Origin of the sequence: Arcticibacter eurypsychrophilus (assembly GCF_001730525.1) — a bacterium.
In the GTDB taxonomy this organism is placed as follows: Bacteria; Bacteroidota; Bacteroidia; order Sphingobacteriales; family Sphingobacteriaceae; genus Arcticibacter; species Arcticibacter eurypsychrophilus.
Window position 1 is genome coordinate 1 of sequence record NZ_MDFN01000051.1, and the last position, 11,794, is coordinate 11,794.

Below are 11,794 nucleotides of genomic sequence, written 5' to 3' on the forward strand. Positions count from 1 at the left end.
AAAAGTTCTTTAAAAGAAATGTCTAGTAGTATAACGGGTAACGAAGGTTATCCGTTAGAACACAAATGATAACAGAGAAATAACCTAGTTGATTCAGCGAATAGCATTAATACAAAACGATTCTATTTGAATAAAATAGGGTCAGAGAACAAAACTTCATTACAATGGAGAGTTTGATCCTGGCTCAGGATGAACGCTAGCGGCAGGCCTAATACATGCAAGTCGAGGGGTATGGGTTGCTTGCAACCCAGAGACCGGCGCACGGGTGCGTAACGCGTATGCAACCTACCTTGATCAGGGGGATAGCCCGGAGAAATCCGGATTAACACCGCATAACATTGTGATATGGCATCATATTATAATCAAATATTTATAGGATCGAGATGGGCATGCGTGACATTAGTTAGTTGGTGAGGTAACGGCTCACCAAGACTTCGATGTCTAGGGGATCTGAGAGGATGACCCCCCACACTGGTACTGAGACACGGACCAGACTCCTACGGGAGGCAGCAGTAAGGAATATTGGTCAATGGGCGCAAGCCTGAACCAGCCATGCCGCGTGCAGGAAGACGGCCCTACGGGTTGTAAACTGCTTTTGTACCGGAATAAACCTGCTCTCGTGAGAGCAGCTGAACGTACGGTAAGAATAAGGATCGGCTAACTCCGTGCCAGCAGCCGCGGTAATACGGAGGATCCAAGCGTTATCCGGATTTATTGGGTTTAAAGGGTGCGTAGGCGGCTTTTTAAGTCAGGGGTGAAAACTTGCGGCTCAACCGTAAGCTTGCCTTTGATACTGAGGAGCTTGAATACACTTGAGGTAGGCGGAATGTGACAAGTAGCGGTGAAATGCATAGATATGTCACAGAACACCAATTGCGAAGGCAGCTTACTAAAGTGAGATTGACGCTGAGGCACGAAAGCGTGGGGATCAAACAGGATTAGATACCCTGGTAGTCCACGCCCTAAACGATGAATACTCGATGTTAGCGATATACAGTTAGCGTCTAAGCGAAAGCGTTAAGTATTCCACCTGGGGAGTACGCCCGCAAGGGTGAAACTCAAAGGAATTGACGGGGGCCCGCACAAGCGGAGGAGCATGTGGTTTAATTCGATGATACGCGAGGAACCTTACCCGGGCTTGAAAGTTACTGAAGTTCCCAGAGATGGGAGCGTCCTTCGGGACAGGAAACTAGGTGCTGCATGGCTGTCGTCAGCTCGTGCCGTGAGGTGTTGGGTTAAGTCCCGCAACGAGCGCAACCCCTGTGAATAGTTGCCAGCACGTTAAGGTGGGGACTCTATTCAGACTGCCTGTGCAAACAGTGAGGAAGGAGGGGACGACGTCAAGTCATCATGGCCCTTACGTCCGGGGCTACACACGTGCTACAATGGATGGTACAGAGGGCTGCTACCTGGTAACAGGATGCCAATCTCATAAAGCCATTCACAGTTCGGATTGAGGTCTGCAACTCGACCTCATGAAGTTGGATTCGCTAGTAATCGCGTATCAGCAATGACGCGGTGAATACGTTCCCGGGCCTTGTACACACCGCCCGTCAAGCCATGGAAGCTGGGGGTACCTGAAGTATGTAACCGCAAGGAGCGTCCTAGGGTAAAACCGGTAACTGGGGCTAAGTCGTAACAAGGTAGCCGTACCGGAAGGTGCGGCTGGAATACCTCCTTTCTAGAGGCTGGATCAACACCCGTTATACTACAGATAATTTCTTAATGACACACAAGATGGAACCCAGAAGATGAGCCGGTCAGGTGGGTAGTGCAAAACAGGGATTAAGGCGAAAAGCTATAGTAATATAGAATAAGCCCGAAAGCAAACAACAAGCACGGAAAGACAGATAAGGGAGGCAACTTCAACATCATCCAGTCCCGTAGCTCAGTTGGTTAGAGCACTACACTGATAATGTAGGGGTCAGCAGTTCAAATCTGCTCGGGACTACAATAAACGGAAACAAAGGAAACCAGAGGGGGAAGGAATAAAGACATCGATTGTCAATGTCCAACCAAATAACCGAAGGGATCTAAATAATCATCAAACGGGGGATTAGCTCAGCTGGCTAGAGCACCTGCCTTGCACGCAGGGGGTCAACGGTTCGAATCCGTTATTCTCCACGTTTGTACAAAGACTGTGAAAAGCAACCGAAAGGGAGCATAGAAACAGAGCCTGTATAAAAAGTTCTTTGACATATTGGAAGAAGTAATTGAAAACAAGAAAACAACAGAATAAGTTGTATAGGTTTTTGGCTATTAGCATAGGATAACTGTAAAGTACGCAAGGAAATATAGGGAGACTGGGCCAAAGAAACGAAAACCGGAATACACTTATAACAAAGCATTCCATACTGAGCAAAAGCAGTATAGGAAGAAGAAAGTAAGAAAGGGTACACGGGGGATGCCTTGGCTCTCAGAGGCGATGAAGGACGTGATAAGCTGCGATAAGCTGCGGGGATTAGCAAATATGAATTGATCCGCAGATTTCCGAATGGGGAAACCTAACTAGTTGAAGACTAGTTGCAATAGCGCAAACGTGCCGAACTGAAACATCTAAGTAAGCATAGGAAGAGAAAATAATAATGATTTCCTGAGTAGTGGCGAGCGAAAGGGAAAGAGCCCAAACCGGCTATGTTACGGCATAGCCGGGGTTGTAGGACCACAACATGAATATGTGATTGAAGTCGAACAGGATGGGAAGCCTGGCCATAGCGCATGATAGCTGCGTAGACGTAAGAGAGCATAGGATAGTGGTATCCTGAGTACCGCGAGGTCGGAGTGTAGGATAGTGGTATCCTGAGTACCGCGAGGTCGGAGACGCCTTGTGGGAATCTGCCGGCACCATCCGGTAAGGCTAAATACTCCTGAGAGACCGATAGTGAACCAGTACCGTGAGGGAAAGGTGAAAAGAACCCCGAACAGGGGAGTGAAATAGAACCTGAAACCGTGTACTTACAAGCGGTCGGAGCGGACTAGTTCCGTGACGGCGTGCCTTTTGCATAATGAGCCTACGAGTTACTCTTCTCTGGCAAGGTTAAGTGGTTCAGCCACGCAGCCGAAGCGAAAGCGAGTCTGAATAGGGCGTACAGTCAGAGGAGGTAGACGCGAAACCTTGTGATCTACCCTTGAGCAGGTTGAAGGTGCCGTAACAGGTACTGGAGGACCGAACCGATAAACGTTGAAAAGTTTCCGGATGACTTGAGGGTAGGGGTGAAAGGCCAATCAAACTGGGAAATAGCTCGTACTCCCCGAAATGTTTTTAGGAACAGCGTTGATATTAAGTTTTATAGAGGTAGAGCTACTAATTGGGTGCGGGGGAGTCAAATCCTACCAAATCCAGATAAACTCCGAATGCTATAAAATATGATCAGCAGTGAGGCGCGGGGTGCTAAGGTCACGCGCCGAGAGGGAAAGAACCCAGACCATCAGCTAAGGTCCCCAAATTACCGCTAAGTTGAACTAACGAGGTCCGATTGCACAGACAGCTAGGATGTTGGCTTGGAAGCAGCCATTCATTTAAAGAGTGCGTAACAGCTCACTAGTCGAGCGATCGGGCATGGATAATAAACGGGCATTAAGCGGTATACCGAAGCTATGGATTGAACGCAAGTTCAGTGGTAGGGGAGCATTCCAATAACAGAGAAGGTATTGCGTAAGCAGTGCTGGAGTGATTGGAAAAGCAAATGTAGGCATAAGTAACGATAAGGCGGGAGGGAAACCCGCCCACCGAAAGACTAAGGTTTCCTGATCAACGCTAATCGGATCAGGGTTAGTCGGGACCTAACGCGAACCCGAAGGGGATAGTGGATGGACAACTGGTTAATAATCCAGTACTTTCTTTAACTGCGATGTGGAGACGGAGTAGTGACACTGCCGCGATCTGACGGAATAGATCGTTAAAAGGCGTAGGTATTAGACACACAGGCAAATCCGTGAGTTTAGCTGAAACCCAATAGTACTGCGAGCCTTCGGGTAAGTAGATAGAGCAGGTAATCAGACTTCCAAGAAAACCCGCTAAGCTTCAGGTTAAAGAAACCCGTACCGTAAACCGACACAGGTAGTCGAGGAGAGAATCCTAAGGTGCTCGAGTGAATCATGGCTAAGGAACTCGGCAAAATGGCCCTGTAACTTCGGGAGAAGGGGCGCCTCCAGCAATGGAGGCCGCAGTGAAAAGGCCCAGGCGACTGTTTAACAAAAACACATGGCTTTGCAAAATCGAAAGATGAGGTATAAGGCCTGACACCTGCCCGGTGCTGGAAGGTTAAGAGGGGATGTTATCTGTTAAAGGAGAAGCATTGAATCGAAGCCCCAGTAAACGGCGGCCGTAACTATAACGGTCCTAAGGTAGCGAAATTCCTTGTCGGGTAAGTTCCGACCTGCACGAATGGTGTAACGATCTGGGCGCTGTCTCAGCCATGAGCTCGGTGAAATTGTGGTATCGGTGAAGACGCCGGTTACCCGCAACGGGACGGAAAGACCCCATGCACCTTCACTACAACTTAACATTGATATTGGGTACAGGATGTGTAGGATAGGCGGGAGGCAACGAAGCGGTGGCGCTAGCTATCGTGGAGTCAACCTTGAAATACCGCCCTTTCTGTATCCGGTGTCTAACCCCTAAACAGGGGGACATTGTTTGGTGGGTAGTTTGACTGGGGTGGTCGCCTCCAAAAAGGTAACGGAGGCTTTCAAAGGTAAGCTCAGTACGCTTGGTAACCGTACGCGGAGTGCAATAGCATAAGCTTGCTTGACTGTGAGGCAGACAAGCCGAGCAGGGTCGAAAGACGGATATAGTGATCCGGTGGTTCTGCATGGAAGGGCCATCGCTCAAAGGATAAAAGGTACGCTGGGGATAACAGGCTGATCTCCCCCAAGAGCTCATATCGACGGGGAGGTTTGGCACCTCGATGTCGGCTCGTCACATCCTGGGGCTGGAGAAGGTCCCAAGGGTTCGGCTGTTCGCCGATTAAAGTGGCACGCGAGCTGGGTTCAGAACGTCGCGAGACAGTTCGGTCCCTATCTGTTGTGGGCGTAGGAAGTTTGAGTGGGGCTGTCCTTAGTACGAGAGGACCGGGATGGACAAACCTCTAGTGAATCTGTTATGGCGCCAGCTGTACTGCAGAGTAGCTACGTTTGGAATAGATAAGCGCTGAAAGCATCTAAGTGCGAAACTAGCCACAAGATGAGACTTCCACATAGGGTCGTGAGAGACTATCACGTTGATAGGCTACAGGTGTAAAGGTGGTAACATCATAGCCGAGTAGTACTAATAACCCGAATCTTTCAACAGCAATGGTTCTGTAAGTTTAACCTGTTTTCAAAGACTTCTTTCAATGCGTTAAAAGTTTAAAAGCAAGCGTTAGAAGGGAAAGCATAGCAATATGTAATCACTTTTAACACTATACTTTAAAACTTGATGATATAATGAATAAAAATCGAGCAATCGATGACGATATTAAACGAGTTTGGATCAGTATACAAGAATATACATAAAAAGATCCAGACCAGTTTACACCTTATTTAGGTGCCTATATCGGCGGTGTCAAGCAAGGGCAATAGCCTAAGCGCGTTTACACCTTATTTAGGTGCCTATATCGGCGGTGTCCACCTCTTCCCATTCCGAACAGAGAAGTTAAGCCCGCCAGAGCCGATGGTACTGCAGTAACATGTGGGAGAGTAGGTCGGTGCCAAATACTTTAATCAGCCCGGTAGTTTCAGTACTACCGGGCTTTTTTGCGTCTATAGGTTTTTGTGCTGAAGCGTAGATGAGCTTTTACAGCATAAAAGAAATCAGAAGCTCCTTTTATATCCTGCATGTTTATCGTCCTGAATGCTGATTCAGCGACGATCGTCCTTACCGTATTTATTTCAACTAAATTAGTATCCATAATATCTTTCTGATAAAAACCACTCCGTATTCCAGACCACGCTTCCTCCTCTTGGACTTCAGTAATGGTTTTTGGAAGGAGCTTCGTTGAGCAGGATCAGGCAAAAGCATCTTTATTTAAGAAGATATGAGAAGATACAGGTTAACAATCGTACCCTTTGAATACCCTTTCTATATTTAAGCAATAAAAAGAGGAACGGTTTCATTCTGGAAAGGATATGAATTGGTTTATTCGGAAGCAGCTTAGTAATAAGGGCTGGATCGGGAGCGGGTAGAATCGTCTATAGCGCAGGTACCGGGTTCGGTAGGAAGGAAGAAGTAACCCATTTCTGGTTTGGCACATAACGGAATTATTGTACCGGGATTGTAGAGATGGACAGGAATGTTCGGCCTGGTACAAATTTAAATCAATCTTCAGGCCGATCAGCGCATCACAAGACAGTTTAAACTTAGTAATTTAAGTTTATATCATTCTAAATACGATGTAGGTAGGGTGAATATTTTAAATCAATCTTCAATGCGCATCTTTGCCGTTAAACCAAAAGATTTATTAAACTTGCTGATTCAAGGGGAGAAAATCAAGGAATTAGGCTGGGATGCGGTTTAGTTCTTTAACACTCTGCATACAATCGACTGGTTTTATGTGAATGAATTAGTTGATTGTTGGTTAAAAGTTGATTAAAATCACTTGCTAGGCTTGAGAAGGATACTTCCAGACACAATTGGGTGTTATATAATACTACCAATTCAATGAAAATGTTGAGATATTATAGGAAGTATACGATTTAATTTAATAAAACGTTGATTTTATGACTGATCATTATGTCAATGTAAAGGGTGACTAATTTTAACATAATTGTCATAATTAGCTTAACTTAATTAAAGGTGTTAAGGGTTGCTGTGAATAGTAGTATATTTATTTATAAGGATTGCCATTACATCTAAATTATTAAAACAATATAAATTATTAGATCATTAACTATGGAAACACTTAAAAGAAGAAAGTTTATAGGGATGGCTGTAGCTGCTGCAGGTGCGTTGACTGTTGGTAGTGTAGGCGGATTATCGCTGAACGCATTTTCTGCTGAGACTAACGATAACGTTCATTTAAAACCATTTTTATTTTCTCAGATTCTCCTGCCATATCCTTATAATGCACTGGAACCTTCAATTGATGCGCTGACTATGGAAATCCACTATACCAAGCATCATGCGACCTATATCAAAAATGTCAACGAAGCCATCACAGCAGAGAATCTTAGCTATGCTAATGCCGCTGAATTTTTTGCTCATTCCACAGGAATGTCTCCCAAGGCAAGAAACAATGCAGGAGGAGCTTGGAATCACAATTTTTTTTGGGCATCAATGGCTCCTTCTTCAGGACTTACTGAAGGAAAATTAATGAAAGCGATTGAAGGTGCTTTCGGTTCGATTGATACTTTCAAGGCTGAATTCTCAAAGGCTGCGCTTGGACAGTTTGGCTCTGGTTGGGCATGGTTAATTTCCGATAAAGGAAAGTTGAAGATTGTTAGTACACCTAACCAAGACAACCCACTAATGGATAATGTCTCTGTGAAAGGAACACCACTGCTCGCCATTGATGTTTGGGAACATGCCTATTATCTGAAATATCAGAATAAACGCAACGAATATATTACTGCATTTTGGAATGTGGTCAATTGGAAAGAAGTGGAGAAACGGCTAGTTTGAGCCTGGAATTAATTTAAATTAACTAACTTCTGAAATGGTCAGATATTTGTCCGATACTTTGAGAAGTTAGTGTTTATTACTAAAGATTGATTCCTATAACTTTTTCTTATAATTGTTAAGGAAAGAACCGATTTGTATTATTTCTATTCAAATTATAAAATTGTTTAAATTTACTTTGTAAACTTTTTATTCATGACTAAACCATTTGTCAACCTAATATTTATTAGCCTGCTTGTTAATGTCTTATCTGGATTTACTAAAGGTCCTGAATGGAAAAATTTGCTGGATAAAAACCTTTCACAGTGGGAAATATATTTAAGTTATCACCATAAAACTGATTATAAAGGACAAATTCCAGTTAACGACAAAGGGGAACAAATACAGCCCATTGGGTTGAACAAAAATACAGATCATGTATTTACGGTAATTGAAGAAAAAGGCGAGCCGGTTTTAAGAGTTAGTGGTGAAATCTATGGATGTATTTTTACCAAAGCTGAGTATGCGAATTATCACTTAAAGGCTAAAGTAAAATGGGGCTCAAAAAAATGGGTACCACGTACTGATAAGCTGAAGGATTCTGGCATTTTATACCATTCGATTGGTAAGCATGGTGCTGACTACTGGCGTTCCTGGATGTTAGCACAGGAGTTTCAGTTGATGGAAGGCCACATTGGAGATTACTGGAATATTGCCAACTCAGCGATAGATGTGAGGTCATTTATATCTGAAGGAATAATGAACCCTGTTGCTAATGAAAAGCAACCATTCCTGCCTATAGGAACAGGTACTGGTATAGACGGTTTTTGTCTACGTAAAGAAAACCATGAAAGCCCTTCCGGCGAATGGACCCAAGTAGATCTTATTTGTTTTGAAGGTAAAAGTTTGCATATTGTAAACGGTCACGTGATAATGGTACTACAAAATTCACGCTATATAGAGAACGGTAAATCGTTCCCTCTTACTAAAGGGAGGATACAGCTGCAAAGTGAGGCTGCCGAAACATATTATAAGGATGTTATGATAACTGAGCTTAAGTATTTGCCTGCGGAATATGAAGCCTATTTTAAGTGATGTTACAACGAGCTTGTACTAAAAATTTTTCTAATATCTTCGATAAATGCCTCATTAACCCGCGTAACTTCGGGGTCAATGTAATATCAGATTTTGTCAACTTCAAAAATTTTCGACACTTCAATGAAGACATCACGAATTGACCAGTTTTTCGATACCTAAACATCTTTCTGTGATTTAGTACGAAGTTTTAATTCATTCTATTTTATCAGACCAGGATACAATTGAAATTACCAGCTTACTTTTTACTGTAATAAGAATTAAGACCAGGTAGTTTGGCTTTTTCTCAATATGGGTTTCTTATTAACTTAAGTTATTTTATTAATGATTAAAATAAATAGGTACAATAAAAAGAATTAGCGATATTTAGTAATGTACTCCCCATTGTTAGGACAATAATTTGTACAAAGTTAATTATTCAATATTATTGTTGTTGCTTGAGGTGTGGGAATGTTGTAAACTCTTCTTAGAGTTTTCCACATTTCCACACCTTTTTCTTCTCTTGTTTTTCTTTTTTTCTCTTATGCCGCTATAGGTGTATAACTCTCTTGCGGTGTGTGCCTTTTTAAAGACTTAATCCTCCTTTCTTTATTATAGAAATTGATATAGACCTGTATTCCCTTGAATAGCTCTAATCCATCCTCTGCCGGTTTTAAATACACATGTTCGTACTTCAGGCTACGCCAAAATCTTTCAATGTAAATATTATCAAGGGCCCTTCCTTTACCATCCATAGATATCTGTATTTCATGATCTGTCAATACCTTTTGAAACTCATGAGAGGTAAACTGGCTGCCCTGATCCGTGTTCAGGATATCCGGTTTTCCATATAAAGCAATGGTTTCACTCAGGACCGCTGTGCACCAGGCAGCACCCATCGTATTGGAAACACTCCAGTGCAGGACATAACGGCTTTTAACATCAATAACAGCCATCATATACATGAAGCCCTTTTTCATGGGAATATACGTGATATCCGTTTGCCACACCTGGTTGACTCTTTCAATCTGAAGGCCCCGGAGCAAATAAGGATAAAGGGTATGACCCTGATCAGGGACGCTCAGCTTTTTGCTTGGATAAATGGCCATAAGCCCCATCAGGCGCATCAACCGGCGTACGCGCTTGACATTGATGGTAAAACCTTCACTCAGGCACAAATAAGCACAAAGTGTCACCACTCCTGTATGAGGATGTTTAAGAAAATAGGCATCAATAAATTGCATCAGCACCAGATTAAGGGCACTCTCTCCCTCCGGGACGTAATAAAAGCCTGATCGGTGAATCCCAAGCATTCCGCATTGATCGGTTATACTAAGCGTTCCACTTTTACTGACCATCATTCTTCGTTCCGGCAGGCTACACTTCATAATAACTTTTTTTTTAGCCAATCGTTCTGCATCTGAAGCTTGCCGATCTGCTCATATAATCGGGACTCATTGGCGTCATTTTCCTTATTATCGCTTTGTTTTTCGGCAAACAAAGCAGAACTATTATCCAGAAAATGCTTTTTCCAGGTGGCTATCTGCGTGGGATGGATATCATATAAAACAGCCAGCTCTGCTACTGTCTGTTGCTCTTTGATTGCTGCTATCGCTACTTTTGCTTTGAATTCTGCACTGAATTTCTTCCTGCTGACCTTTTTCATATGTCTTTAAATTTACGGTTTTTTTATACCTTAATTTACCGACCTAATTTTGGGGAGTATTATAATAGTGACCAAACCAGGTCTGCCTTTATTATGTGTTACTTGGTAACTAAATCTCCAAACTTGGTCCCAAAAGACCGCGTTAAAACAAATGCCAGCCTCAAAAAACAATAGGAAATATTTTGCTGGAGTAGCAGGCTAAAACAATAAGTAACAAAAGCCCGCCAACAAGCATTGCATTTCCAGAATATTAAAAGCCATATAAGACAATTTACAGAGTGTTGTACGACAAAAAGGACACATAAGTATTCATGTTTATCTCCTTTACGTATAAAAATGATTTAGGAATGGCTCCTTCTAAAATTCGGTAAGGTTAACTATAAAATAAAAAAAACGGCTTATATTTCTATTAGCCGTTTTTTTTATTTTAAAACTATTTCACACGCTCAATATACTCTCCTGTGCGGGTGTCTATTTTTATCTTATCACCTTGATTCACAAACAAAGGTACCTTTATCTCAATCCCTGTTTCTGTAGTAGCATATTTTTGTGCTCCTGAAGAAGTATCCCCTTTTACAGCTGGTTCCGTATAGGTTATTTCTAAATCTACACTGTTAGGTGCCTGAGCAATAATAGGTTCTTCACTTTCGAAAGAAACGATTACATTCATTCCTTCTTTTAGAAATTTAGCAGAGTTTCCAAACAGTGATTTAGGAATGTTAAACTGCTCAAAAGAAACATTATCCATGACTACAAAATCACTTCCTTCTTCATATAAATACTGATAATCGTTACTTTCTACACGGCAAATTTCAACCTGCTCGTCAGTTGCTAAACGCGCTTCTACAATTTTTCCGGTTTTAATGTTACGAAATTTTCCTAAGTAAAAAGCTCCACCTTTACCTGGTGTGCGATGCACTAATTCTGTAACTGTTACCAGTTCGCCATTGTAACGTAAAGTATTTCCCGTTTTAATTTCAGATGCTTTTGCCATAAAATATAATTGTAAAATTTGAGCCCAAAGATAGGTGCTTTTTTATATATGTGATCGATATGTCTGAAATTTATTCATTATTCAATATTGTTCAAATTATAGATAATCCTCCTCAAATCAGAATATTGGCTAAGATGAAAAATCGTAACTTTGGACAAATAAATCATGCATTATTTCAAATAACTCTTTCTATGGAAGAAATATGGATAAAGCATAATGGAGAAATTAGTATTAAATGGAGCAAAAGAATAACCCACTACACGGTAAAACGCTTGAAGTGATCTTAAATAGTTTGGTATCGCAATACGGATGGAATGAGCTGGCCAGACTGGTTCGGATCAATTGTTTTGTCAGTAATCCTTCTATTGGATCGAGTTTGACATTTCTGAGAAGAACACCATGGGCAAGGCAGAAAGTCGAGGAACTATATGTTAAAAAGGCAACTATTCAGGCATAACAAATCTACAATCCCTGAAACCTATCA

Annotated in this window: 7 protein-coding genes, 2 tRNA genes and 3 rRNA genes; 8 read left to right on the forward strand and 4 right to left on the reverse strand. The window is 42.2% G+C overall.

The features are described 5' to 3' along the window. Positions 1–161: 161 nt before the first annotated feature. From BFL47_RS18645 to rrf, 5 genes are all read left to right on the forward strand, one after another. Positions 162–1,681: ribosomal RNA gene (locus BFL47_RS18645) — 16S ribosomal RNA — on the forward strand. 196 nt (positions 1,682–1,877) lie between these two features. Further along, positions 1,878–1,951 (forward strand) — tRNA-Ile (locus tag BFL47_RS18650). A 99-nt stretch (positions 1,952–2,050) separates the two neighbouring features. Further along, positions 2,051–2,124: transfer RNA gene (locus BFL47_RS18655), tRNA-Ala, on the forward strand. A 252-nt stretch (positions 2,125–2,376) separates the two neighbouring features. Beyond that, positions 2,377–5,293 (forward strand): 23S ribosomal RNA (locus BFL47_RS18660). 291 nt (positions 5,294–5,584) lie between these two features. Next, positions 5,585–5,696: ribosomal RNA gene (gene rrf / locus BFL47_RS18665) — 5S ribosomal RNA — on the forward strand. The 16S, 23S and 5S rRNA genes sit together here with 2 tRNA genes alongside, the layout of an rRNA operon. 27 nt (positions 5,697–5,723) lie before the next feature. Here rrf and BFL47_RS19895 read toward each other — a convergent pair. Further along, positions 5,724–5,891 carry a hypothetical protein gene (locus BFL47_RS19895; RefSeq protein WP_170827358.1) on the reverse strand — a complete coding sequence of 56 codons (168 nt, stop codon included), beginning with the start codon at positions 5,889–5,891 and terminating at the stop codon, positions 5,724–5,726. A gap of 980 nt (positions 5,892–6,871) precedes the next feature. On the opposite strand from BFL47_RS19895, the gene BFL47_RS18670 reads away from it, so the two are divergent. Next, entirely contained in the window at positions 6,872–7,600 is a 729-nt protein-coding gene (locus BFL47_RS18670) for a superoxide dismutase (RefSeq protein WP_069661311.1), read from the forward strand. A 192-nt stretch (positions 7,601–7,792) separates the two neighbouring features. Then, the gene (locus tag BFL47_RS18675) at positions 7,793–8,671 is read left to right on the forward strand and encodes a 3-keto-disaccharide hydrolase (RefSeq protein WP_069661312.1); all 879 of its coding nucleotides are present in this window, start codon (positions 7,793–7,795) and stop codon (positions 8,669–8,671) included. 521 nt (positions 8,672–9,192) lie between these two features. On the opposite strand, the gene BFL47_RS18680 is transcribed toward BFL47_RS18675, so the two are convergent. The 3 genes from BFL47_RS18680 to efp all read right to left on the reverse strand — a co-directional run bounded on the left by BFL47_RS18680 (position 9,193) and on the right by efp (position 11,310). Then, positions 9,193–10,038: an IS3 family transposase gene (locus tag BFL47_RS18680; RefSeq protein ID WP_139125875.1), complete on the reverse strand. Its 846-nt coding sequence runs from the start codon at positions 10,036–10,038 to the stop codon at positions 9,193–9,195. After that, a complete protein-coding gene (locus tag BFL47_RS18685; RefSeq protein WP_069661314.1) occupies positions 10,035–10,316 on the reverse strand; it encodes a transposase in 282 nt (93 codons plus the stop codon). Before BFL47_RS18685 ends, BFL47_RS18680 begins: the two co-directional genes overlap by 4 nt. Before the next feature lie 433 nt (positions 10,317–10,749). Continuing rightward, a complete protein-coding gene (gene efp / locus BFL47_RS18690) occupies positions 10,750–11,310 on the reverse strand; it encodes an elongation factor P (protein WP_069661315.1) in 561 nt (186 codons plus the stop codon). A 235-nt stretch (positions 11,311–11,545) separates the two neighbouring features. On the opposite strand from efp, the gene BFL47_RS19410 reads away from it, so the two are divergent. Continuing rightward, the gene (locus tag BFL47_RS19410; protein WP_083257283.1) at positions 11,546–11,767 is read left to right on the forward strand and encodes a VF530 family protein; all 222 of its coding nucleotides are present in this window, start codon (positions 11,546–11,548) and stop codon (positions 11,765–11,767) included. The last annotated feature ends 27 nt before the right edge of the window (positions 11,768–11,794 follow it).